This is a genomic window from Terriglobus albidus, assembly GCF_025685425.1.
Classification (GTDB): domain Bacteria; phylum Acidobacteriota; class Terriglobia; order Terriglobales; family Acidobacteriaceae; genus Terriglobus; species Terriglobus albidus.
On record NZ_JAGTAS010000058.1, the window covers coordinates 1,181,594 to 1,207,242 of the forward strand.

Annotated in this window: 15 protein-coding genes; all 15 read right to left on the bottom strand. The window is 55.9% G+C overall.

Annotation, left to right across the window (positions count from 1 at the left end):
• Positions 1–43 precede the first annotated feature (43 nt).
• A complete protein-coding gene (locus OHL21_RS24030; RefSeq protein WP_263419839.1) occupies positions 44–1,552 on the bottom strand; it encodes an APC family permease in 1,509 nt (502 codons plus the stop codon).
• Positions 1,553–1,700: 148 nt separating this feature from the next.
• Positions 1,701–5,537 (bottom strand): TonB-dependent receptor, encoded by a 3,837-nt coding sequence (locus tag OHL21_RS24035; RefSeq protein WP_263419840.1) that lies wholly within the window; start codon positions 5,535–5,537, stop codon positions 1,701–1,703.
• 621 nt (positions 5,538–6,158) lie between these two features.
• Entirely contained in the window at positions 6,159–8,420 is a 2,262-nt protein-coding gene (locus OHL21_RS24040; protein ID WP_263419841.1) for a S9 family peptidase, read from the bottom strand.
• A gap of 18 nt (positions 8,421–8,438) precedes the next feature.
• Positions 8,439–10,181 carry a DUF885 domain-containing protein gene (locus tag OHL21_RS24045; protein ID WP_263419842.1) on the bottom strand — a complete coding sequence of 581 codons (1,743 nt, stop codon included), beginning with the start codon at positions 10,179–10,181 and terminating at the stop codon, positions 8,439–8,441.
• Between the two features lie 86 nt (positions 10,182–10,267).
• Positions 10,268–12,658 carry a glycoside hydrolase family 127 protein gene (locus OHL21_RS24050; RefSeq protein WP_263419843.1) on the bottom strand — a complete coding sequence of 797 codons (2,391 nt, stop codon included), beginning with the start codon at positions 12,656–12,658 and terminating at the stop codon, positions 10,268–10,270.
• Between the two features lie 132 nt (positions 12,659–12,790).
• Positions 12,791–14,521 (bottom strand): IPT/TIG domain-containing protein, encoded by a 1,731-nt coding sequence (locus tag OHL21_RS24055; protein ID WP_263419844.1) that lies wholly within the window; start codon positions 14,519–14,521, stop codon positions 12,791–12,793.
• 658 nt (positions 14,522–15,179) lie between these two features.
• Positions 15,180–15,581, bottom strand: a complete 402-nt coding sequence (locus tag OHL21_RS24635; protein WP_399259247.1) for a transcriptional regulator — start codon at positions 15,579–15,581, stop codon at positions 15,180–15,182.
• 220 nt (positions 15,582–15,801) lie between these two features.
• Positions 15,802–16,860 carry a sugar phosphate nucleotidyltransferase gene (locus OHL21_RS24060; protein ID WP_263419845.1) on the bottom strand — a complete coding sequence of 353 codons (1,059 nt, stop codon included), beginning with the start codon at positions 16,858–16,860 and terminating at the stop codon, positions 15,802–15,804.
• 173 nt (positions 16,861–17,033) lie between these two features.
• Positions 17,034–17,684, bottom strand: coding sequence for a response regulator (locus OHL21_RS24065; RefSeq protein ID WP_263419846.1), 651 nt, complete (start codon positions 17,682–17,684; stop codon positions 17,034–17,036).
• Positions 17,659–19,830 carry a PAS domain S-box protein gene (locus OHL21_RS24070; RefSeq protein ID WP_263419847.1) on the bottom strand — a complete coding sequence of 724 codons (2,172 nt, stop codon included), beginning with the start codon at positions 19,828–19,830 and terminating at the stop codon, positions 17,659–17,661. Before OHL21_RS24070 ends, OHL21_RS24065 begins: the two co-directional genes overlap by 26 nt.
• A 367-nt stretch (positions 19,831–20,197) precedes the next feature.
• A complete protein-coding gene (gene fahA / locus OHL21_RS24075) occupies positions 20,198–21,487 on the bottom strand; it encodes a fumarylacetoacetase (protein WP_263419848.1) in 1,290 nt (429 codons plus the stop codon).
• Complete coding sequence (locus OHL21_RS24080; protein ID WP_263419849.1) at positions 21,478–22,332, bottom strand: hypothetical protein; 855 nt, start codon at positions 22,330–22,332, stop codon at positions 21,478–21,480. The genes fahA and OHL21_RS24080 overlap by 10 nt, the downstream gene beginning before the upstream one ends.
• The gene (hmgA, locus tag OHL21_RS24085) at positions 22,329–23,681 is read right to left on the bottom strand and encodes a homogentisate 1,2-dioxygenase (RefSeq protein ID WP_263419850.1); all 1,353 of its coding nucleotides are present in this window, start codon (positions 23,679–23,681) and stop codon (positions 22,329–22,331) included. The genes OHL21_RS24080 and hmgA overlap by 4 nt, the downstream gene beginning before the upstream one ends.
• Positions 23,682–23,693: 12 nt before the next feature.
• Entirely contained in the window at positions 23,694–24,446 is a 753-nt protein-coding gene (locus tag OHL21_RS24090; RefSeq protein ID WP_263419851.1) for a phenylalanine 4-monooxygenase, read from the bottom strand.
• A gap of 13 nt (positions 24,447–24,459) precedes the next feature.
• Positions 24,460–25,605, bottom strand: a complete 1,146-nt coding sequence (hppD, locus tag OHL21_RS24095) for a 4-hydroxyphenylpyruvate dioxygenase (protein ID WP_263419852.1) — start codon at positions 25,603–25,605, stop codon at positions 24,460–24,462.
• Positions 25,606–25,649: the final 44 nt, after the last annotated feature.

The window sequence follows — 25,649 nt, forward strand, 5'->3', positions numbered from 1 at the left end:
CTTAAGCAAGACATTCGCGCGTAGCGCGAACAGAAGGCGTGAACTACTCGGCAGCAACCTCATCGATTCTGCGCTGCGAAGCACTACGCTGCAGCAAGACATACACGGGGATTCCGCTCAGAATAATGATCAGGCCAGGCCACGTGGTTGATGTGCGATAGCAGAAGAGTACGACCAGAACAATTGCTGCTCCAATGAGATACAACGCAGGCAGCCATGGGTATCCCCAGCAACGGTAAGGCCGGACAGCATCCGGCTTCGTTGCCCGGAGACGAAACAGCCCGGCTACCGTAAGAATGTAGAACAGAAGCGCCGCTGAGATTACGTAATCCAGCAGGTTGCTGTAGAGATTTCCATACTCTCCCGTGGCTGCGTTGTAAGTACGCGGTAGTACCAGCACGAGCGACCATACGCATTGCAGTCCTAGAGCCCATCCTGGAACGCGTGCCCGGTTCAGTACACCGGCACGGCGGAAGAACAGGCCATCCTGCGCCATGGCGTAGTAAGCACGTCCTCCGGCGAGCGTGAGTGCATTGACCGTCCCGAAAGTCGAGACCATGATCAGGAGGCTCATAGCCAGCTTGCCGATTCCGGGCAACACAGTATCCACGACCAGCGTCGCCACACGATCCTGTGGAGCAATCTGAATCCCTTCAACGGGAAGCACCGCCAGGTAGCAGAGATTGCACAGCAGATAGAGGCCAATGACGAGCGAGGTCCCAATCGCCAGCGACAGTGGGAGGTTCCGCTTAGGATTACGCACCTCTCCGGCGACAAACGTGATGTCGTGCCAGGAGTCCGCAGAGAAAAGGGAGCCGGTCTGCGAGACACACAGAGCCACCAACATGCCCCACGCCGTAGCGATCTCTGTATTGCCGATCGCGGTAACGTGCATTGGAGTCCAGGCTCGTGCAAAGTTTGCATGGAAGACCTGCGGGTTCCGCAGGAATGCGTATGCTGCCAAGCCAAGCAGCGCCACGATGCCGGTAAGCTTCGCCACGGTAAATACGTTCTGGATCAGCTTGCCCCACTCGACCCCACAGCTGTTGATCACCGCGATGAGCAGAATGATCACAAGGGCCAGTGCCTGTGCGGTCGAAAGCGAAATAGCATAGGACGAACCCAGATGGATCGGCGCGATCAGATATTGCTTTTCAGAGATCGTGGGAAAGATCCCTCCACTGAAGCGCGCGAATGCAATGGCGACCGCCGCGATAGTACCAGTCTGGATCACCGTCACCAGGGTCCATCCATACAGGAAGCCGAAGAGCGGGGAGAAGGCCTCGCGAAGGTAGACATACATGCCGCCTGCCGACGGCATCATGGCCGCCAGCTCTCCGTAGCTGAGAGCTCCGGCGATGGTCAGCACACCGGTGATCAACCAGGCGACCATCAGCCAGCCGGCCGAGCCCACCTGCCGCGTGATCTCCGCACTGACGATGAAGATGCCGGAACCCACCATGACTCCGGCGACGATCATCACAGAGTCAAACAGACCTAATGCCTTGCGAAACTCACCTTCGTTCTCCCGCTCCAGATGCTGCTGCCCCATTCACTTCCCTCTGCAACCCAAGTGGTATGACGACGTACTCCTTGATACCACGGCGAGCTGTTCGTGATTCGTCGATTGTGTTGGAAAAAGAAGATGCCCGGCACGGAGGCTGTACGCCTGCCACGCCGGGCAACTTTATTTCGTTCGGTTAGAACTCGATGTTGCCACGCAGCTCAATCCAGCGTGGATGGTTAGTAACACCACTGTTGGCAAAGTTCGTGCTCTGCACGCTGCTGGCGTAGGTTCCAGCAGGTCCACCGAACGATCCAGGAGTGCTGCCGAATACAGGGTGATTCCAGACATTCAGGAACTCACTCTGCAGTTTAACTTGAACCCGCTCGTGAACCGGGAAGCTCTTCGAAACCGACATGTCGTGATAGAGGGCATGCGGTCCGTACAGATAGAGCCTCTCTCCAATAGTGCCCGGCGTGGTGTTTGGTTGAATGTATTTCTGGTTGGCGCCCCCTGCAGACAGATACTTCGGATCCAGTTGCCGGGCGTAGGTCTTGCCGGGCACACGATGAACTCCGACGGCACTCTGCAGTTCCTTCGCTGTGACACCGATTAAACGTATGCCGCCGTCCGCATAATCGTTATAGGTCATGTTGCCGCCGGTTATCTGTTGTGCGGCGCCGGTCTGGATGATCATGATCGATCCGATCGTCCAGTTGCCCGCCAACCGGCTGACCAGGTTGTTTGAGCTGAGGAAGGCCTTCCCCTTTCCAAAGGGCAGATCGTAGGATGAGGTGAAATGGACGACATGACGGATATCGTATGGGGTAGGCCCATATCCTTTGCTGAGATCGCGTAAGGTCAGCAGGCTGTCCGCGCCCGCTGTATAGTTCCGTGTCGAGCCAATACCGAGAGCTTTGCCGAAGGTATAGTTCGCGTCGAAGATCCAGCCGTGCCAGTTCTGCTGACGGAAGTCGACCTGCAGGGAGTGATAGTTCGAGTATCCAACGGCCTTCATCAGGCTGGTGGTGGTACCCGCGGCATATGGATTCGCCTGGAAGAAGTTGATTGGATAACCCGCTCCGGCCCCGGTGTATCCGGCGTTGTTAGCGCACGGCGAGAAGGAAGAGCCTACCAGGTTGCAGAAATACGTCGTTGTTCCCGAGATACCGCTCAGGATGTTGGCCATGGCGCCGACCTGGCCAGACTTGATGTAGTTCAGATAGTCGGCGTTCTCGTAGTCGACCGCGCCTCCATAGGTTCCGGAAGGCTCACCGGCGAAGGCTGCATCGAGGATCGGCGTCTTGTTGCTGCCATGGAAGGTTGTTCCACCGCTGGCAGCGTAGTTGGCCTGCGCCCGCTGGAACTCCGCCAGGAAGCCGTTCTCAAAGACATTTACTTCATTTGGATTGATCGCCAGCCACTGGTGCAAAGTCCGGTTGCCGTCATATCGCACCTCGACAGCGCGGTTTCCAAACTTCCGCTCAAAGCCGAAGTTCCAGCTCTGGGTGTATGGCTGTTTGATGTTGTAGTCCATGCCCGCAGCCGCGATCGAGTTCAGGAAGGTGAAGTCAGCCAATGGCTCCGTACGCAGATAGCTTGTGGGTGAAAGGCCACGTGCCGGCAGCGTACTCCCCAGCGAAAGGGAGCCCGGTGTAAAGGTGCCTGTTTGTCCCGAGGTATTTGGATTCAGATAGAAGCTTTGATAGAAGAACGCTCCGTAGGACGAGGAATTGTTCCAGTAGTACTGCTGCGGCATGGTGAACCGGCGCAGGCCATAGCCGCCGCGAATCACCGTATCTCCCTGACCAAAGAGCTTTCCAAGGAAGCCGTCCTGGTTCCGTGGATTCCAGGCAAACCCGAACTGAGGCTGCGGTGAGACATTCCATGGTGCATAAGAGTGCGGCCGTGTCTCGAATAAAGGATTATTCGTTCCCTGCAACGAGCCGGGATGGAAGAGGTTCCCTACGCCGGAAGGACCGTAGACTGAGGCCTCGGTCAGCGAGTGATAGGCGCCGGTCAGATCATGATTGTCACCGGTGAAGTCCCAGCGCATGCCGTAGTTCAGTGTCAGTGTGGGGAAGATGCGCCAGGAGTCCTGTGCGAACAGTCCCCAGGCGGTCTGCAGCTCGTTCAGGTTGTAAGCGCCGACGCCTTTGAAGTAGTCGCCCGTCTTCTGCGAATACGAGTAGCTGCCGTTGACGTAATTGATACGCCCCGTCAGCACGGCGTAGAGCTGCTGGGCTTCATTCAAATTGTCAGGGCTGGCGTTTGGCAGGCTGGAGGAGGAAAAGGCATTGTTCGCAGGATCACCGGATGCCAGGCCCAGGGTGATGTTGTCAAAGCCGGCGGGCGGATTCCAGTAGTGATCCTGCTCACGGTTCCACATGCCGCCGAACTTGATGGAGTGTGATCCCTTCTGCCAGCTAATCGAATCGGATGCATTGAGTACCGGATAGAAGTTTGAGGTCGGCAGGGTATAGGTCTGCCCTGACATGTTGTAGCTACCCCAGTTATCCAGCCCCCAATAGATGGTCGGGTTGGCTGCATACAGCGCAGGTGCGTCCTGTGCGTAGCGATTGACGGTATAGAGGTAGCCCAGCTTCAACTGGTTCATCATCCGAGGACTGATCTGATAATCCAGGCCATATCCGACCGTAAAGGAGCGGTTCTGATATCCAGAGTTCTGGTTTTGAAATGCGCTGCCGGGAAACGGAGGCGCATACGAGCCCGCCTGCTTCACCTGTGACATATTCCAGGTGAGATACATGTGCGTCTTCTCTGACCTTGCATAATCCAAACGCACCGTGGGGTAGTAGTAGATATAGGGCGCGGGAGAATTCCAGAGAATCGAGCTGATGTTCGCGTCGCTGGTGCCAATCGTGCTGCCGGACGAGAGCGAGCTATTGATCGCCGAAAGCTGGCTCGCGATCACCGGGTTCACTGAGGTTGGGAGCGATGCGCTATAGTTCTTCGCCAGCGTGAACACGTTGCGCGTATAGATGTTGCCGTCCGTACCGGTATAGGTGAAGTTGCCGTTCTGTGCCGCAGAGGTAAGGAACGAGTTGCTGTTCGTCTGGTTATAGGGCTGTCGGCGGGTGGAGAAGCTTCCAAAGAAGAAGAGCTTGTCCTTGAGGATCGGGCCCCCGAGGCTTCCGCCAAAGTCGTTATAGATGACCTTGGCTCTGCGGACGCCGGCAGCATTGTTGGCATAGGTGTTCGCGAACAGGCCGGAGTTGCGTGTGTCTACGTACGCTCTTCCGTGGAAGGCATTGGTTCCGGAGCGGGTGACATAACTCAACTGCATGGTTGAACGGCCAAAACCTTGGTCCAGATCGATCTGATCGGTCTGAACCGACATCTCCGCGATGTTCTCTACGCGGGGTGAGGCAGCCGCCTGCACATTGCCGTTGTACTTGCCACGTGATGCCGCACCGACGACACCATCGATGTTCACACCCTGGTTCGTCAAGGGTTGACCGTTCCACACGCCGATCTGGCTGCCGCTGGTGTCCTGCGAGCCGGCATAGCCTGCAGTAAGCCGCGCCAGCGAGGTCAGGTCGCGGCCAACGATCGGCAAAACTTCGATTGCCTTCAGATCAATCACCGCACCGAGCGAATTGGAGCTGACATCGAGCAGCGGCGTCGCCACCGCACTCACATTCACGGTGTCATTCGTGCTGCCGACCTGCAACACCACTGCAACCGGTGTGACCTGCGATGCATGCACGATGATGGTATCGATTCGCGTCGTCGAGAAACCGGGCGAGGAGATATTGAGGCGGTAGGTCCCAATCGGCAGGTTGACGAAGCTGAAGGCGCCTGTGCCTTCCGTTGCCGCTTTACGAGTGATATTGGTGTCCAGCGCTGTCAGTTCCAGGCTGGCTGCGGGAACAACGCCGCCAGTGGCGTCCGCAACGGTTACCGAGACAGTGCCTTGGGTTCCAGACTGTCCATACAGCCGGCAACACAAGATGAGGAGAACGGCCAGAGCGGCGATGGGAAAACGTTTTCCTGACATTCGAATCAACATACGACCTCCTTCAGAATCAGCGAGACTGCACATTCTGCGAACCGAGACGGGGATGGGGAGAAACCAGAAACAGACCGCACGCCGCTTTAACCGCATTTCCCTGTTGCTGGAAGAGGAGTACAGCGGCGTTTTCATTGTGGAAAACGCCCATAGATGCGGAAGGCTACTCTACACCTACAGGGGAATGCTTTAGCGGCTGTATGACAGCTTTGTTAACAACTTGTCCCGATTATGTCGTTAATTGTGTACAAAACTCAATACAAAAATTTGGACGATTTTGAGTTCTATAAATTACTGACAGGCGCGATTGATATCGCGCGGTACCTCAGCAGCTCAAAAGCCGCCGATTTTAGGGACTCATACGGGACGGCTTCAAGCCGTCCCCTTAACCACCCCCGCCAGCAAAGCTGGCCGGGGACCCCGGAGCAAGGCATTCGCGCATCGCACGAACAAAAAACAAACTCTTGTTTTGCTTGAGGCCATGGCTTTATAGCCATGCCGTACTTGGCCTGCGAAGCACGCGGCGTTAAAAGCCGCTGAGGTACTGTGCCAACTCCTTCAACATTGGTTGTCAATAATTCCTCACCGTTATTTCCTCAATGGCTGCTCTGACGATCTGCCTTACGGTTTTGCCGGCCTGTCGAGCGCATTCCAATCAGGAGTACGGTCACCATAGAGCGCCTGCACAAAGAAATCCTCAAGCTTGCGCTGCCCATAGGTTCCCCCAGAGCCATGCTTTCCGCCGGGTACGTACAGCAGGTCAAAGATCTTGTTGGCCTTCTCCAAACGATCAGCAACCTGGAATGTTGAGGCGGGATCGACGTTATCGTCCATCTCGCCAACCACCAGCATCAGCTTCCCTTTCAGGCGCCAGGCGTTATCTACATTCGACGAGGCTGCATACTCCGGCCCGATAGGCCATCCCATCCACTGCTCGTTCCACCAGATCTTGTCCATGCGGTTGTCATGGCATCCGCTATTGGCGACCGCAGCTTTGTAGAACTCCGGATGAAACAGCAGAGCTCCCATTGCGCTCTGCCCGCCGGCCGAGGTCCCGAAGATCCCCATGCGGGTGATGTCGTACCAGGGATGCCCGCTCGCATACGTCCTGTGCCACAGAATGCGATCCTCAAAGCCCGCATCCTTGAGGTTCTTCCAGGCGACATTATGGAAGGCCTTCGATCGATTGTTGGTGCCCATGCCGTCGATCTGCACCACGACAAATCCCAATTCGGTCAGCGGCTCCGCGCGGGTGGAAAACGTCTTGGGAACAAACGATCCCTGCGGTCCAGCGTAGATGTTCTCGACCACGGGATAGCGCTTCTTCGGATCGAAGTTCGCCGGCTTCCATACCACGCCCCAGATCTCTGTCTTGCCATCCCTTCCCAACGCATGAAATGGTTCCGGAGCATGCCATCCAGCGGCCTTGAGCTTGTCGAGCCTTCCCCGCTCCAGCTCTAACACCAGAGAGCAATCACTCGTGCGATGAATGGTAAGCACCGGAGGATCTTCCACTGTACTTACCAGGTCGAAATACAGTGTTCCATCCTCGGAGTACGCGACCTTGTGGTTTCCCGCAGAAGGTGTAAGCGACGTCAGGCCCGTCCCATCGAAGCCAATGCGATAGGCATGCACAAAGTACGGATCTTCGCCGGCATTCATTCCGCCCGCTGAGAACCAGATCATCCGCTTTTCTTCATCCACGCGATCGACGGAGCGCACGACCCATTCCCCTCGCGTGATCCGGTTTTTCACGCTGCCGGTCCGGCCGTCGAGCAGATACAGGTGCTCCCACCCATCACGCTCCGATGCCCAGAGAATCTCTTTTCCGTCGGCGAAATCGCGACGATACACTTTGCCAGTGTCCTGCGGCTCCGGAATCAGCGGACGATAGTCCACGAACGTGTCGCTGGTCTCATTCACAAGTGTCCGTGCAGCTCCCGTGGCGCCATCCACTTCGATTACGCGATAGACCTGATGTCCGCGCTGGTTGTACTCGAAGGTGAATCCACGGCAGTCCTGCCACCAACGTGCACCCGAAAGCTCGTAGGGATTCGGGAAAAGGTCGTTTGCAATAGCTATCTCTTTCTTCGCAGCCACATCGAACAGGACTGGCTGCGGAAGGTCCAGCACATCCCCCGGCTTGGCATACGGGATCTCGGGATAGAGAGGCTGCAGTTGCGTTGCAGGCGACGACTGCACGAACCGGATGGTGCGGTGATAGCCGGGACGCACACGATAAATCACCAGCTTCGATGAGTCGGGCGACCAGGAGACGGTATCGAGGTCGTAGTAATTTCCTTCTGACCCATCTGTACTCAGCACCAGGCGCTGTTTGCCATCGACACTGCGCACCACCAGATTGGAATTAACGACCAAAGCCTCCCACTTCCTGTCGGGAGAGGCGACCGTGCGGCTCTCATTATTGCGAGAGGATTCTCTGCTGCCATCAGCGCCATCTTCGTCCCCCTTGCACGCATAGTTCTTCAGATTGCAGCGCCACGGCGTATAGCCGATGCGGAACGCAAGACTGCTTCGATGATCTTCCAGCCTGGCATCGCGCAGTGGAAGCTGTGCCGGCTTAACCTCTTCATGCGTAGCCGCGCCCAGCGCCGCCGCCAGCCGCTGGTGATCGAAGGCCAGCTCCTTCTTCCCCGTTTCCACGTCCGCGAGAAAGAACTGGTGGCCGCCACCCGCTACTGTCTTGTCGTAGAGCAGAACATGTTCGCCCTGCACCCAGTGGGCGCCGCGGACCACATTCTCGGTCCAGTCTCCGTACTTCTCGTTCAACTTCGCGGCACGCTCGTAATCTTCAGGCGTGACGGCTGAAAAGCTGGTTTGCGCACAGATGAAGGCAAGCACGGCAAAGGCGACGTATCTCATGCATTCCTCCTCACAGGTTCACGGATGGGTGGGGTGTTCGCCGTAAAACTTCCACTGCGGGACAAAGTCACGCGTCAGCGACTCGTGTTCCAGATAGGCTCGCAGCAGCGCGATCGGCATTGCATTCTCGTGCAGCACCGCATCGTGAAACTCGCGTTCGGTCATCTTGCCGCTTCCGACCAGCTCTTTATGCAGCGCACGGAACTGCAAGGCGCCCATCAGGTAAGCGCTCTGGTACAGCGGGCCAACGGACCCATCGAAGGATCGTCTTACTTCGGCGGTGGCATTCTCCGGCTCGAAGCCTACGTTATCGATCAGGAACTGGACACACTGCTGCGGTGTCCACTTGCCGAGATGAAAATTCATCGTGAAGATAACGCGAGCCGAACGATGCATGCGCCAGACCAGCGCTCCGACCCGTTCCTCCGGTGTCCGGTCGAAGCCGCGGTCCCAAAACAGCATTTCCCACCACAATGAATTTCCTTCGTACCAGAAGGGAGTGGAAAACGGTTCGCGATAAGCGCGGTACCGTGCTGCCATATAGAACTGCAGGAAGTGCCCGGGAATCATCTCGTGAAATGTGGTGGCGCGGGCAAACGGGATGTTGTTGCCGCGCATACTCATCTCGCGCTGCTCGAAGGTCATGGTATTCGTTGGATAGGAGACGCTGATCTCGTCGCCACCAGTAAAGAACGGATTCACCAGCTGGCGTTCGGGCGTCATCATAATCATGCGCCACGTCTCTTCTGCCATGGGCGGCACCGTCACCAGATCGTTCTTCTTAACGAAATCGATGCCTTCCACCACCAATTTGCGAATCAACTCCGGTTGATCGCCAGGAGGTACATGCATCGTCTTTACCTTCTCCACGGCGGCGTGCCAGTCATCGCCATAGCCCATTTCGTGCGACGCCCGCAGCATCTCCTTCATGCACCAGTCATACTCTGTCTGAGCAATGGCCGTCAGCTCTTCGGGGGTATATGGAATGAGGTCCGTCGATAGCTCACGCATCAGCGCCTCGTGACCTACCGGATCTCCGATGATGGTCTTCTTGTCGTCGGCAGCGATCCCAACCAGCTTCTCTCTCAGGAACGCCTCATATCCTTCCAGCGCCTTGTCGGCATCGCGATACGGCTGTTCCACCCACCAGGTAAAGCCTGGATCATAGCCGCTGTACTGCCCATACCAGTTGTGCAGGACTTTCTTCAGTTCTTCGGTCGCGGCAGCAGCGCGGTTGGCTACGACGGCATCGAACTTCGGTTTGCCTTCGCTCTTCGCCGGGTCGAGATCATGCTTCGCGTTCTCGATCAGCTTCACCATGGCTGTCAGGGCTGCGGCCGTCTTTTCCGCATCCGGCCGTAGCATGCGCCGATGCTGGTCTTCCAGATCTCCAATCGTGCCGGCAAATGGCAGCAGTGGTCTCATGGCCGTTGCCTTCTCGCGCTGCAGGCCAAGGTCGTACAACTCGCCGCGAAGCTGGTTCCGCAGCAGCAAGTAATCGAGCTTCTCATCTTCCGCCAGTGCCTTGAAGTCGACCGCGGCAAGCTGTTTCTGCTGCTGTTGATAGAACGCTTCCATCCTGTCCAGGCGGCTCGCCGAGAAAGGAATCACATATGCCGCCTCCAGCGCTCTGCGGTCGGCACTGAACTGCTGGATCATCGATGGCAGCTTTGGTTCCGCGGGTTGCGGGGTTGCGGCCCGCGCTTGAAGACAAATGCCAGAGAAGGCAATGCCCGCGAGGATCGCGGCTCTCATTGCCATCGTGCACACTGAAAATTCCTTCGTTCTATCCACGACTTTGCTTCTCTCCTCAAGGCAGAACAAAAGCCGCTCAAGGCGGCTCTTGCTTACAGTGAAACGCTTGCGTCTTTCTTGGCGGTAAACAAGCGGACTCCGAAGACCGGACCGACGGTCGAGCGGTCATGTGGGACAAAGCGCACGCGGATACTCTCTTTACCCTTTGTCAGATCGGTGCTCAACGGATACTCCACATCGAAGAACTTTCCGGGACGATCCTGCTTCAGCGTCTGGGTGGCAACCTTCACATTGTCCACCAGAATGTCGAAGCTTCGTTCGCGTTCGTCGCCCCAATAGGTGGCCTGCAACACCATCTCCACAGGCTTACACTTCAGCGTGAACTCGAAGTATCCGCCGGAACGCGCATCCCGTCCGTTCCGCCCTCGATACGAAACCGGATAGGAAATCTCTGAAACGAGGTTGTGGTCTCGCTCGGGCTGCATTTCACCCAGGTGCATCACATCGACAGACCGTGCGGCGATATCGCGGGCCTTCGCCTGCTCCGCCAGGAAGTTGCTCTCCTCCACCTTCCAGGCAGCTTCAGTGAATCGCTTGAAATAGACCGCGCTACGCCGGTCATATTGGCTGTAGAACGGAACGAACTTCAGATCTGCCGGCCGCACGATACCCTTCGAGGTGTAAACCGCCTTCTCGGGAGAGATTGCTGAAAAGCCCGCCAGCAGATTCTCGCCGACCAGGGACGGATCGGGGCTGTCCCACTTCTCCGAGACCGGGCCAAGATCGGCGCTCAGCACCATGGGGCCGCGAAGCAATGCGACCGTATCGTTGTCTCCGGGCGCAGGCTCCAGCCGCAGATCGAGCGGCAGTGTGATTGCCAGCACATCGCCCTGCTTCCATATCCGCTTCACCAGAAGGTATCCTCGTGTCCGTTCAGCAGAGACCACTTTTCCATTCACGGTAACCTTCGCTTTGTCTCCGGCCCACCCAGGAGAACGAAGGCCGATCGTAAAGTTCTGCCGCTCGGGTAGAGCTATCAAGGTCAGCCGCGATTCCGGCGTGAAGGGATAGTTCGTCTCAAGCCTGAGTTTCGCCTTTCTGCCTGCCCAATCTGCTTCTGCGGGAATGTAGAGATTAACCAGCAGCGTTCCACCGCCTTCCCAGAAGATCGACTCACCATGTTTGGCATGGCTCTCCATCCCGGTGCCTACACAACACCAGAAGGCGTCTTCCTTTGGCGTGGAATAGCCGCGCTCCGCTCCGGACATCAGCGGCGTCATGTAGGTGAACCCGCCGTCTTTCGGATTCTGTGCGGCCATTACGTGATTCAGGTGAGCCCGTTCGTAGTAGTCGAAGTAGGCTCCATCCGGATGCCAGGCATACAGATGCCGCGTCAGCTTCAGCATGTTGTAGGTATTGCAGTGCTCGCAGGTCTGCTCCGTAATGTGCGCGGCGATGGTGTCGGGGGCTGAGAAGTACTCACGGTCTGCGTTTCCACCGATGACATAACTGTGGTGCTTCGTTACTGCTTCCCAGAAGAACTCCGCGGCATGTTCCGGCTCCGGCTTATTCGTGAGCTCGTGAATCCGGGCAAGGCCGATCAGCTTCGGCACCTGCGTATTCGCGTGGAAGTTTGCCAGCTTATCTTCGCCGGCCTCAAGCGGATCCAGCACCTTTCGGTCATAGATCCGCTCTGAAACGGCGAGCCAACGTTTGTCGTGAGTGATGGCATAGAGCTCCGCGTAGCTCTCGTTCAAGCCGCCATATTCGCACGCCAGCAGCTTTTGCATCTGCTCATCGTTCAGCGCATCGAAGACATCCGCAAAATACCCGGCCAGCCCGGTCGCCACCTTCAGCGCGGTGGGGTTTCCCCAGCTTTCGTAAACATCCAATAGACCGGCAAAGACCTTGTGCACGGTGTAAAGCGGAGACCAGGAACCATTCAGGTCGAACCCGCCAGAGCGGATCTCGCCTTGCTTTACCTCACGAAAGATCTCTTCTCCATCGACGATGGTTCCGTCTTTGCGCTTCCGCCCTAACGCTCCGACGTACCCCGTTCCGCGTGCCGCCTGCGCCCTGGCCAGTTCCTCCACAATATAGTTCGCGCGGTCCCTGCAGGCAGCATCTCCGGTCTGTTCATAGGTCCTGACCAATGCGGTGAGATAGTGTCCGAGCGAGTGTCCCGCAATCGTGTCGCTCTCCCACCCGCCATAGATAGGAGCCTTAGGCGGCAGCCCTGCATACTTCAGAAAATTATGCAGAAACCGGTCCGCGCTCAGGCCCAGCAGATATCCACGATTCATCTCCACCGCATTTGCATATACCGAAGGCAGCAGACGGACCGACAACAGCGGCAGAGGCTTGGCGTTAGCCGGAAGCAGCGATGGCGAAACAGCCACAGCGCCTGCGTTCCTTGTGGCGACCGAGGCTGCCAGGCCATACAAAAATCCGCGGCGGGTGATCAGAGGCTCGGGAAAAAGCATGCAGAATGTATACCATAATGTATTCATTCAGGACGACCATGACTTTTATGACCAATAGGGAAGATGCTAAAAAGACAGCGGGGACGGCGTGACGCCGTCCCCGCTGTCTTCTTTTTTGCTGGTTAGAGGATTTTACTGATAGGCACCCATGGACGGTGTGCTGCCGCGCTGGGCTCCGACGATGTCGACCGTCGAGGTCTTAGCCGATGTTCCGGCATCCTTGCCGGCCGAGCTCGACTGCAATGCAAAGTTGGTGCTTGAGACAAAGCTCGGAGCCGTCGTCAGAGGAGCTGAATCCCATGAAGGAGCAGCTCCGGCGCCGGACCACAGGTTATTGGAGCCAGTCACATTTGTCGTGCCTGGTTCGATGTACGGTTGAGCGGCGCTGGGCTGAGCACAGATATTGTTCATCAGGTTCATTCCCGCCCCGGCAAAGACGATACCGAAGCAGCCATTCTGGTTGCCGGTCACATAACCGCCGGCATCCACGACGGTATTGTTGTACACCTGCACGGTGCCGCTGGTAGCTGCCGGCGGATCAGAGTTGATGGCGATACCAGCTTCGTTCGCCACGCCATAGGGGTTCGACGCAATGGCAACGTGAGAAATCACGTTGTTGTACACCTCGACCGTGCCCTGCGATGGATCGACAGAGGCCAGGTTGATACCGTCGCAGTAGCCGCCAGTGATGACATTGTCGTGGACGTGAAGGTCATACAGGTTTCCGCCGGCTGTCGCGTGGAACATGATGCTGCGGCAGTAGCCCTTGAAGTTCTGGCCAATGCTGTTCCAACCCGCGTCCGCATGGTTGACGCCGGTGGAGAAGTAGACAGCGTGATAGGTCTTATCCACGTTGCCGCCGGTGTCGTGTACATTGTTGCCCTGGAAAGCCCACGTGTCTGACGGGCTATCCGTCTCGCCCAGAACACATGCCGTACCGCCAACGCCGCTGGGCGGAGCTGGGCAGGAGATGCTGTTGTTGATGATGCGCATGTTGCCCGCCTCCGCGTCGATGGCCGAAACCTGGCCCACGATATTGAGATTGGCAATGGTGATGTTCTTACCCCACCCTTTCACACCATTGGGAACACTGGTGCTGCCTACATTCACTGTTCCCCCGGGGAACCCAACGATAGACAACTGGCTGGTCGGCGATGACCCACCGATATCGGTAGAGACAGCAGCATTGTAGCCACGGCCGTCATCGAAGCTGACGTCGACGCCAGGCATCAGGTAGATGACTGTGTTCTTTGATGGTGAACTACTGTCGTTTGACGTAACCGAATTGAACGCTGCACGCCAAGTCTTGAAAGGTTGCGCATAGGTTCCCGGATTCGTGTCTACACCGTTTGGGGAGACAAAGACGATGTTGGTTGGAGTGACCGTGAACGGTACGCCGTTCGATGCCAATCCATTCACATTCACGACAATATTTCCCGTGGTTGCGGACGGACCAAGCTGAGCAACGATCTGTGTGTTGGTCCACGAGCACAGGCTGCAATTGGTTACGAGCGGTCCACCAAGTGTAAGTGTGCTTGAGCCCTGCGATGAGCCGAAGTTGCTACCGAAGATGCGTACGTACACACCATTGCCGTTGTCGCCGCCGGTGCCTGCACCAACATTCAGATCAGTGAAGTTAATATGCGGAGCGCCAGAAGTTGTGCTGCCAGAAGATGGAGCAGTCGTTGTTGGTGTTGTAGTTGCGGGAGCTGTTGGAGCCGTGGAAGCAGCGGTAACAGAAATGCTGGTCGATGCGGTCTTGCTTGAAGAACCGTTCGTTGCGACCAGATTGTAACTAGTGGATTGTGTTGGAGCGACGACTGCACTTCCTGAAGCAGCAACTGCGCTGCCGTTAATCGTCACTGAGGTTGCGCCGGAAGTACTCCACGAGATGGTTGATTGGTTCCCCGCCGTAATAGAAGTTGGCGAAGCGTTAATGGAAGCCGACAACGAAGTCGTAGGGGACCATGAACTACGTCTGTGTCTGTAGTACTGTCCGTGTGCGGATGAACTTGCGGCCATTATGGACACACTGCTCCCTACGATGAGGAGACGCATTATTGAACGATTCAAATCAAAAAACTCCCTTGGGGATTGAAGCTGTGCGGGGCTTCATGCAAGTTGGTGGCCAACTTGCCGGGAATTCGATGAGTTTGAAAACAGGTTGCTATGGGTAAAAAATGGAGATTTACCGATGTCGTAGAGGTAAATATTCTCTCGACGATAGGACAAAACTTCCCTATCAGCTCAGAGAGCCGCTAGGAGAGCGGGTTTCCGCGTTGACCATCTCGCGGTTTTCCACAGTTCAGTTTTTAGTCTTGTCCTTCTTGTGGAATCACTACTTAGAAGCAATGTCACCAGGCTTCGTCGATTCCGGTTCCAATATCTCTCGCGTGAAATATCTTTTATGCAAGTTTGGAGTTACTTCCTCAGAATTCTCAGATAAAATGCGTCGCTCTATTTACTTCATGTTACAAGCGAGATTTTCGTTGAGTCAACTCGAGGACAATACAACATACCTTCAGAAGAAAAGACTCAATCGATGCCAGAGGTGTGTAAGTGATTCCCTGATACCATGCCGAGGCGAGACCTGGGTTGCATCGACCTCAGATGTAGTGATATGCGCCGCCAGCCGATATCCATAACCACTTACAGTCTGGATGTAATCCTGTCCATCAGCCATCTTGCCGAGTGACAACCGCAGAAGATATATGGTTTGAATGAGGGTATGGTTTTCAACGTGGATGTTCGGCCATACCTCCCGCAATAACCTATCTTTTCGAACTGGCTGGCCCTGTGCTTGTATCAGGACCCGAAGCACATCAAGTTGTTTCGCAGGGAGAGGGACTTTTTGTGTTCCACGGTTCAAGCTGTTAGGACCCGTTTCGAACGTAAACTCACCGAAGAAATAGATACAGTGCACTACTCACTCCATCCATTGAATGCTTATTTGTTTTTGTTCTTCCGTTCCTTCTTCCAAAGCTGAGTTGTACGTCTCTACTACGTCGCCGGCTCGGGGAGAGATGCTTCTAGAGCATTTTCCCTGTTGCTGGATATTCCGGAAGCGGCGTGCGGCGGCGTTTTCGTTGCGGAGAACGCCCATAGATACGGATGCTCTGGACCACACCTATAGGGAAAATGCTCTAAGCGCCCGGCGGCTGCTCGAACCGTACAGAACTTTGTAGTGGGATAGATTCGGGATCCCGATGATGTATGCGCTGTACTGGCCGTCGCGTTGTCTCCCAGTGCCGTAACCAGTACGGCATCTCAGCATCACGAGACCGCAGCACTGATAACACCCGCTCGGCTTGGCCAAGGTCATGCCAATCCAAGCCATTGAGCTGTGAAACCAGGAGCCGGCTTGCATTTGGAGAGAGAATCTCGCGAGAGAAATCGATGGTGGGAATGCGATCATATACAAATGTTGCAACGCGAAGCTCCCGTCGTTCATTCGCGACCACATGGACGCGCGCGAGAACTGCCAGATCGGGAAGCGCTTCGAAGCACATGCTCAGCAAGGTCTGAACAGAACCGACCATGACGAATGTATTCCATAGCCCACCATTCATCAGAAGCCGCTCCGCTACGCCCAGGCTTGGCTTTTCTTCAAAACTCCGCACTTGAAACAGATTCTCGCCGACTGCGGGACCAGGCACAATCCAGCCGAATTCAACCTCAGGTCCTGAAGGGTGCGCTCCGAGCAGCACAACGCAATCGTGATGTTCAGCCGCGGTCTCGAAGGCAGATTCCATCGCGGCCGTGAACGATAGTTCATTGGAGTAGTAGTGATCACAAGGCAAGACGGCTACCAGCGCATTCGGCTGCTCCTCCGCGATATGGAAGAGGCTGAGAAGAATTGCAGGCGCCGTCCCCCGATTGTATGGCTGCACCAGCTTGTACGACGAGCTGCCGGCGAGATCTTCCTGAAAGTACAAACGGTGCGCTTCCGTGACCGCGTAGATCGTCTGATCTTCTGGGATGCTTCTTGCGGCGCGGTTGCGGGTCTGGCGAAGGAGGGTTTCCGGACTCAGGAGACCGCAGAATTGCTTTGGCCGGTCATCGCCATAGATGACGCGCGTCAGGCACTGCAGGCGCGTGCCGTCTCCGCCAGCCAGAACAATTCCCCAGCGGTTTTGGGACGAGGCCGAAAAGTTACGATCCGTACGTTCTTCGAGATGCAATTGGGGGGCAGGGGTAGTCACTCTTTCACTCTCTCCGTACTTGGATTTCCCGTTTTGTCTAGAGAGACACAGAGGTTCTGTGATAGAGGAGATGAGCACTAACCAGACCGACGAGGTGAACCAATGATGGCATCAATCAAATCGACTGGCATCTCGTACAAATACTAGTTTTTCGGGTGGAATAACGTTTCACCTCAGACATGTTTCGTCGGTACAATCATGCCTTCCTGAACGGCAAAACGTGTCAAATCCGCGACGCTGCGCGCGCCAAGACGCGACATCAGACGCGCACGATGGAATTCCACTGTCCTTACAGAGATATAGAGGGTGTCCGCTATCTCTTTATTCTGTCTGCCCTCGGCGATGAGCTGAAGAATCTGGCGCTGCCGGCCGGTAAGGTCCAAAACCCCTTGTGACGGTTTCTCAGGGCTTTCTGTTACCTCTGTGACAATGCTCCGATCCAACGACGGAGAAAAATACCTGCCGCCGCTTCGCACAATCTGAATCGCGTTGAGAAGCTCCTCTGAGGCGCCGGATTTCAAGACATACGCGACCCCGCCCGCTTCGATTGCCTTGCGCAGATAGACCGGATTGGCATGCATGCTGATAAAAACCAGCTTGGTCTTTGGAAGAGTCTTTCGTATCTCCCGTGCGGCATCAATGCCATTCAGGATCGGCATGGTCACATCCAGAATCACGATTTCTGGCCGCAGCCGCAGAGCCTCTCGGACGAGGCTCTGCCCGTCGGTTGCGGAACCTATAACGTGATGCTGATTCTCCAATAGCCGTCGAATGCCATCGAGAACCAACGAATGATCATCAGCGAGAAGGATTCTGGCTTTCATGGCGCCAATCTCCATGCAACGGTACCGCGGCCGTGACAGAGGTTCCATGCCCCGGCTTGGAAGTAATATCAAGCGTTCCGTTGACCATCCGAATGCGTTCGGTCATACCCAGGATTCCCAGGCCGGCCCTGCTTCGCCGGGACTCCACTGAGAAGCCAACGCCGTTGTCCTGCACTTTGAGCTCAAACACGTCGTCCGCGGTTTGCAATGTCACGCGGATTTTCTTTGCCTGTCCATGGACGAGCGCATTGCGGAGACTCTCTTGCGCGATGCGATAAAGACACGCTGCCTCGGTATCCGTCAGGCAGGAGTCTTCTACCAGGCCATCGAAAACTACCGTGATACCGTGGCCTCTCTCGAATTCACCGCAAAATTCCTCGAGCGCGATGCTAAGTCCGAAATCGGTAATTACAGAAGGATGAAGTCCGTGTGAGATGCGACGTACTTCGGAAGAGACACGTGAGGCCTGCTGCTTTAGCACTTCGATTCGTTTCCGCGATACAGCTTCTTCAGGAAACTCTGTCGCAAACCGTCCCAGTTCAATCGCAAGAAATGCCAGTTGCTGTGTGATGTCATCGTGGAGTTCTCGCGCCAGGTTGCGGCGTTCGTCTTCCTGCGCGGAGAGGAGGCGTGCCGCCAGTGCCCGTAGTCTCTGCTCACTCTCGCGCAAGGCCGATTCGGCGTTCTTACGCGCGGTGATATCGGAGACGAAGCTTACGGCAAGCAACCCTCGCTTGGTGTTGACACTGCTGAGACTCACCTCGATTGGAAACTCCGAACCATCCTTGCGTAGCCCCAGAAGGTCCAGATCGGCCCCCACGGTACGGCTCTTGGGATAGAGATTGAATTCCTCCCGGCGCGATTGATGCGGATTGCGGAGTCTTGGGGGAACCAGGGTTTCAAGCTGCCTGCCGATCAACTCGCCCTGAGCGTATCCAAACATTTTTCCGGCCTGCCGATTAGCGAGTACGATCGTACCGTCACTTTCAATCGCGATGATGGCCTGCGCGGCAGTATCCAGAAGAGTTCGAACTGTTTCTTCACTTTCGCGCAAGCACTCTTCGAGCTCTTTGCGTGCGGTAATGTCTTCCGTAAAGATCAAAATCCCTGCGGGCTTATGATCCTGATCAAACCAGGGTCGAATCTCCCATCGCAACCAGCTGACCTGGCCATCCTGACGAACCCATCGATCCTCTTCCGAACGCATGGTCTCGCCGGCGAGACAACGGCGATGGATCTCCTTCCAGCGATCGGGAATTTCGGGAAATAAGTCGTAATGCGAGCTTCCCTCGAATTGTGACCGGTCCATCCGGTACTCTGACGCCCATCGATCGCTGACCTGCACATAGCGCATATCGCGATCGAGCATTGCAACCGCTGCCGGAACATAGCGCACGAAGGTATTAAGGAGATCTTGCCGCGTTTTCAGAAGAGCGGTCCGCTCCCGCACCCGGTCATCAAGTTCAGCATTAAGCCGGGAGAGCCGCGCCTCGGCCACAGCCGATTGCGCGCTATGCCGCCTGACACCGAAGTACAACGAAGTAACGATCAACACAATTACGGCATATCCAATCAGCAGCATGCCGAGAAAGTCAGAGCGCGCCGTCGTGAGCGCATTCTTCCGAGAGGCAAGCAAGCGCTGTTCCTCGCGGCCCATCTCCTGGATCAGGCCTTTGCTCGTCGCCAGCAGTTCACGCTGCTGATCGATCCGGGATTTCACGGATGAGGGATCGCTTTTCCGCTTCAGATATTCGTCAATCGAGGACTGATAGGACGAGGTCTGGGCTTCGAGTTCCTCCCGAAGCTTCAAAACATTCTGCTGTTGCGAGGGATTGTCGGCAGTAAGACCGGCAATGATAGAGATCTCTTTCCGCAGCTCATCCAGGTCCGCGTTGTAGTCTTCGAGGAATTTGTCTTCGCCGGTAAGCAGGTATCCACGCCCATTTGCTTCCGCTGTATCAATCGCAGAAGCCAGTCTCTCAAGCGAGACCTCTACATGAAGCGTGTGTTCGACCAACTGGGCCTCGCGATCTGCAAATCGCGCAACCAGCCACATCACGATTCCGATGGCAATCGGAATCGCCAATAAGAGCGCCAAACGATCAAACGCCTGAACGTGAACTGCTCGTCGGTCCCGAATCGCCATACGGCCCCGCCCGCAGACACGTAGACATTCTCAAGATCGTACCGGGCCCGCAGGGATGACAATTCTGCGCGGAACGTGCCCCTGTGGTCAACCAGCAGGCGGAATGTCTTTCTCCCGACACAACCACACCGTCCATGCTCCCGATTGAGATACTCCGCGACTCTTTCATTGGATAGAGCATTTTCTCTGTGGGTGTAGAGTAGGGCTTCTGCATCTATGGGTGTTTTCCGCAATGAAAAAGCCGCTGCACTCCTCTTTCTAACTGTGTAGAGAGCTGGAGCGCAGTCACATGACCAGAGCACAGAGCAATAGCAGTCTTTTCATCTATCGCGCCTCGCCGTCGATGCTGTTATCGGGTTGCGGTCGCCTACTCACAAGCTTGTGAAGCGACTACCCTGCCCGTGCAATCGCCAAAGCCAATTCTTGGCAGTCCCGATCTCTGGGTATAGGCACGGAAGATAATCTCATCGTCATCCTCAAGGAAGGTTCGAGTTTCTCCGGTAGGCAAGCGCAGGGGTTCGGGATTCTGTCGCTTTTCCAGAAGGCACCCTTCGGAACCTGCAGCCGGCCCGGAGATGGTTCCTGTGGCAAGCAGATCGCCGGGGCGCAGATTGCAGCCATTGCAGGTGTGATGCGTAACAAGTTGACCGATGGTCCAGTAGAGATCGCGCAGGTTACCACGGCTGAGTATCATGGCCGGCATCTGTTGCTGCCTCATTGCCTCGGATTGGAGATAGACCTCCAGCGTCAGGTCGATGCCGTCTTTCTCGCGAGAGGAAGAGGCAAGATAGGGGAGCGGAGCCGGATCATCTGCCGGACGCTCGAAGGCGGGAACGCGATATGGAGAGAGAGCTTCGAGAGGAACGACCCATGGAGAGATCGTCGTCGCAAAGTTCTTGGCGAGAAAGGGCCCCAGGGGCTGATACTCCCATGACTGGATATCGCGCGCCGACCAATCGTTCACCAGGCATAGGCCAAAGATGTGCTCTTCGGCTTTATCGATCGGGATACTGTGCCCTGGTGAATTCCCTGTGCCAACCAGGATGCCAATTTCCAGCTCATAATCGAGCGATTTCGACGGCCCAAAGACTGGCGCCTCCGCGGCGGCAGCCTTTGTCTGCCCACAGGGACGGCGAATCTCCGAGCCGCTGATCACGATGGAAGAGACGCGGCCGTGGTAACCGATCGGAACGTACTTGTAGTTCGGCAGTAAGGGATTGTCCGGACGGAAGAGACTTCCGACACGGGTTGCATGATAGATCGATGCATAGAAGTCGGTGTAGTCTCCAATATCTACCGGCAGCCGCATGATCGCATCCTTCATCGGAATGAGCAGCGCTTCGACATCCCTCTTCTTCTCGTAGCCCGCATCGAGGAGTGCCATGAGTTGTCGCCTTAGAGCGGACCAGGCATCCCGTCCCAGAGACATCAATGGATTTAAGGTCCGCGCCCGGCAGGCACTGACAACTTCCCTTGAGAGAGAAGAGAGGAGACCGTGATCGGCGCAGGTATAAAGATCAAGAATCTGGTCTCCAATAGCAACACCGAGATGAGCCGTTTCCCGATAGAGAAACACCCCATAGGGCAAGTTCTGGATGGGAAAATCCGACTCCGGGTCATTGGCCGAAGCTACCCAACTGCTGCTTGCTATAGCCATCCCATTCCCTCCAGGGCTTGAATTGGCTCAACAAACGAGCAAGAACCAAAGCCTATTGCAAACTCTCTGCGAACAGTGCGGAGCTGTTCCGTGCTCCACTGCAATGAGCGCCATTCAATCGTATCCGCAGTCATGCGGAAAGCTTCAGGATCTTCCTCCTTAAGGATCTGCTGTGCTCTATCTTCCGTTCCCCCGAAGTAAATATCCATAGCCGCGAGAAACAGGTTGAGAAAGCCATGCATGATTCCCGTTTGACTCTCGGGTTCATAGGTGAATGGGTGGCATCCACGGATCGGATGATGTAGTCCGGCAGTGGCTTTGAATACCAGGCCCCGGCTGGCCATCGCAGTCAACATTGCAGCGATTGCCTCCGGTAAAGGAAATGCCCCGGCCGTTACACCACCGGTCCGTATTTTGACTCGCCCGCCCACCTTCCGTATGGAATCCAGCACCTCTGTTTTAAGAGGCGTAACGGGGACTTCGAAATAGATAATCGTCTCTGGCATTGTCCGGCCAGCTCTGAGGTCTATCTCATCCAGCTTGTCTGGTTTGATCTCAACGGACTCGACGCGAAACCCATCCTCGCGGAATTTCGCAATATTGCTCATGTCCGCGGCGGAAGATGCAACGACGCTTAGAGGCAGGTCAGCAAGCGAATCACCCGCAATCTCGCGAAGCTCGGACAGGCGACTCCAGTCAACAATAAATCGTCCCAATAGCTCCGAACGTCGATTGCGCTTGTACGCAAGATAGTTTCTGACAGCCGGCTGCATGTCGAGACCGGCAGGCGGATACAAGCCTGCGTAGTCGATCAGGCCAGAGAGGAGGCTATCGATCGCATTCATCGGCTCTTGACTCTAGAGCTTCCGGCGGAGGATTTCGGCCTTCCGTTCGAAGAGACTTCAGCATGGAAATGCTTTTTGAGCCCCTGCCAGCATTCGAAATACTCGTGCTGCAGGATGCGGGTATGCATAGCGAACTCTGTAGGACGCACAACCAGTTGCGTCTCGAACATAAAGGCTAGTGTGTTGTCGAGATACTGTGGCTTCAGCTCAGCGGAGCTGGCTCGTTCGAAGGTTTCGGCATCAGGCCCATGGCCGGCCATGCAGTTATGTAAGCTGGCCCCGCCCGGAAGAAAGCCTTCCGCCTTCGCATCATAGGCCCCCACGATCAACCCCATAAATTCATTCATGAAGTTTCGATGGAACCAGGGAGGCCGGAAGCTGTGCTCGGCCACAATCCAACGCGGGGGGAAGATAACGAAATCGCAATTTGCCGTCCCAGGCATTGCTGACGGGGAACTCAGGACGGTATAGATCGAAGGATCAGGATGATCAAACGACACTGTGTTGATGCAGTTGAAGCGCACAAGGTCGTACTTGTAAGGAGCGTAGTTCCCATGCCAGGCAACGACATCCAAAGGCGAGTGGTCGATCTGTGCGGACCAGAGGCGGCCGAGGAACTTTGCAGTGATCTGGAATTCTCCATCGAGGTCCTCAAAGGCGGCTGTCGGCGCCTGGAAGTCTCGCGGATTTGCTAATCCATTCGCTCCGATAGGCCCAAGATCCGGCAGACGAAAGGTCTGGCCGTAGTTCTCGCAGAGATACCCTCTTGCCTGTCCCTCGATCAATTCAACACGGAATTTGATTCCGCGAGGGATCACGCAGATTTCACCGGGCGCCGTTTCTAAAACTCCCAGCTCGGTGTGGAAACGAAGTGCACCCAGCTGGGGAACGACAAGGAACTCGCCATCGGCGCTGTAGAAGAACCGATCGTTCATCGATCGATTGGCGGCATAGAGATGAATGGCGACACCGGTCTGCATGGCAGGATCACCATTCCCACCGAGAGTCACGATACCGTCTACAAAATCTGTGGGCTCCTCCGGCACTGGCAACGGGTCCCACCGTAGCTGATTGGGTGGAGTCGGAATCTCCGTAAACGGGCCACTTCGGATAAGGCGTGTGGGAATCTCTTCATAGGGCCGGTGAGTCACCGATGGGCGAATGCGATAGGTCCAGGTCCGGCGATTCTGAGATCGGGGCGCGGTAAAAGGAGTTCCGCTGAGCTGCTCCGTATAGAGACCTAACGGATGTTTCTGCGGAGCATTCTGGCCAATGGGCAGTGCTCCAGGGACAGCCTCGGACACAAATTCATTGCCGAAGCCAGACTGATACAGGATGCCGACGGACATGGATAAACCTCTCTAAAGGCGACCGCTCGCGGCGAGCCGCTCTGCCTCATGCATGACTTCGTAAAGCTGGTCGAAACTGTTTACGACAAAAAGCAACTTGTGAAGTTCATCGATCTTCACCGGTGTATTCACAACTTCAGCCAGAGAGAATTCCTTGATGGCACAATGGCCGCTCATGACATTCAGGCATTCTCCATGGGAGCTCATAAGGCCGCTGCCATACACTTTGATCTCGCCTTGCTGGCGAATCAATCCGAATTCAACGGTGTACCAGAAAAGACGAGAAAGTTTTTCACGAATGGGCTCCTCCGGTGTAGCGACGCAGACACGGCCATAGTGCTCCAGGAAGTCTGCAAATACCGGATGCGCATGCATCGGCACATGACCGACGACATCGTGAAAGATATCCGGCTCAGGCGTATATTCCATGGATTCGCGGCTGCGCAGCCAAACCGTCGTCGGGAATTTGCGTGCAGCCAGCATCTCAAAGAATGCCTGCGAAGGTAGAAATCCACTCACCGCCGTCGATTTCCATCCGGTTCGGGGCTCTAATCGTGCGTTCACCTCTGCAAGATTGGGCAGCCGGTCGCGCTTCAGGCCGATGATCTGGAAACCATCCAGATACTCCTGTGCTGCATGTTTCTCCAGCTCAGGAAGAACACGTCCGACAAGCTCAGCCCAGATACCGTGCTGCTCCTCGGTATAGGACGAGTAGTCCTGTTGAATGAGGTAGGGCGCCGCCGCGGAAAGTGTTGCCGTTGTCATGGTCGTTCTCCTCTTACAAATTGCCGCGAGCCTGCTGCTCCCTCTCGATAGCTTCAAAGAGCGCTTTGAAATTGCCTTTGCCGAAGCTGCGGCTCCCTTTGCGCTGAATGATCTCAAAGAACAGCGTTGGGCGATCTTCTACAGGGCGGGTAAAGATCTGCAGCATGTAGCCTTCGTCATCGCGATCCACCAGAATGCCGAGCCGTTCGAGTTCATCCACAGGCTCATCAATCCTGCCCACGCGCTGCTGCAGCTCGGAATAATACGTATGTGGAACTCGCAGAAACTCCACGCCCTGCTCATGGAGCTTGTTGACCGTATACAGGATGTCTTTCGTGGCCATAGCAATGTGCTGCACTCCGGGTCCGCCGTAGAAGTCCAGATACTCTTCGATTTGTGATTTTCGTTTGCCCTCGGCCGGCTCGTTGATAGGAAACTTCACATACCCGTTGCCGTTGGACATCACCTTGGACATGAGCGCGGAGTATTCGGTCGAGATGTCTTTATCGTCAAAGTGTTGGTAGAGAGTAAATCCCATCACGTTGGCGTAGAAATCGACCCAGGTATTCATCTCATGCCAGCCGACGTTGCCCACAACATGATCAATGTGCAACAGGCCCACAGGGCGGGCGATGGGGTCTTCCTCTATGGCACGGAAACCGGGAAGAAACGGCCCCTGATAGTCTCCACGCTGAACAAACGTGTGGATGGTATCTCCATAGGCACGAATGCTTGCCAATACGGCCTGGCCGTGATCATCCGATACGACGTAGGGCTCGGCAACACTGATAGCGCCGCGGCTGACCGTCTCATGCCATGACTGGCGAGCATCGTCTACCCATAGCGCCACGCAACGAACTCCATCGCCGTGATGCTGCACATGTTCCGCGATCGCATGACCCGGGCGAAGCACCGTAGTCAACACAAAGCGGATCTTGCCCTGCTGAACAACATAAGAGGCTCGATCTCGTTGCCCGGTCTCAGGTCCCGCATACGCTACCAGGGACATGCCAAAAGCTGTCCGGTAAAAGTACGAAGCCTGGCGGGCATTACCGACGTAGAACTCCAGGTGATCAATTCCCTTAAGTGGAAGAAAATCAGCGTTCGTCGCTGCAGTCGGCTGGGCTGGCTGGGAAAGAATGCTCTTCGTAGCTGACATAGAGCTCCGTCTCTGCCGAAAAGCATCGCCGCCTTCCGGCAACG

What these genes read in the sequence shown, in the direction of transcription:
- OHL21_RS24030 (WP_263419839.1), bottom strand. Translation starts at nt 1,552, where the DNA reads ATGGGGCAGCAGCATCTGGAGCGGGAGAACGAAGGTGAGTTTCGCAAG.
- OHL21_RS24035 (WP_263419840.1), bottom strand. Translation starts at nt 5,537, where the DNA reads ATGTTGATTCGAATGTCAGGAAAACGTTTTCCCATCGCCGCTCTGGCC.
- OHL21_RS24040 (WP_263419841.1), bottom strand. Translation starts at nt 8,420, where the DNA reads ATGAGATACGTCGCCTTTGCCGTGCTTGCCTTCATCTGTGCGCAAACC.
- OHL21_RS24045 (WP_263419842.1), bottom strand. Translation starts at nt 10,181, where the DNA reads ATGGCAATGAGAGCCGCGATCCTCGCGGGCATTGCCTTCTCTGGCATT.
- OHL21_RS24050 (WP_263419843.1), bottom strand. Translation starts at nt 12,658, where the DNA reads ATGCTTTTTCCCGAGCCTCTGATCACCCGCCGCGGATTTTTGTATGGC.
- OHL21_RS24065 (WP_263419846.1), bottom strand. Translation starts at nt 17,684, where the DNA reads ATGAAAGCCAGAATCCTTCTCGCTGATGATCATTCGTTGGTTCTCGAT.
- OHL21_RS24070 (WP_263419847.1), bottom strand. Translation starts at nt 19,830, where the DNA reads ATGGCGATTCGGGACCGACGAGCAGTTCACGTTCAGGCGTTTGATCGT.
- fahA (WP_263419848.1), bottom strand. Translation starts at nt 21,487, where the DNA reads ATGGCTATAGCAAGCAGCAGTTGGGTAGCTTCGGCCAATGACCCGGAG.
- OHL21_RS24080 (WP_263419849.1), bottom strand. Translation starts at nt 22,332, where the DNA reads ATGAATGCGATCGATAGCCTCCTCTCTGGCCTGATCGACTACGCAGGC.
- hmgA (WP_263419850.1), bottom strand. Translation starts at nt 23,681, where the DNA reads ATGTCCGTCGGCATCCTGTATCAGTCTGGCTTCGGCAATGAATTTGTG.
- OHL21_RS24090 (WP_263419851.1), bottom strand. Translation starts at nt 24,446, where the DNA reads ATGACAACGGCAACACTTTCCGCGGCGGCGCCCTACCTCATTCAACAG.
- hppD (WP_263419852.1), bottom strand. Translation starts at nt 25,605, where the DNA reads ATGTCAGCTACGAAGAGCATTCTTTCCCAGCCAGCCCAGCCGACTGCA.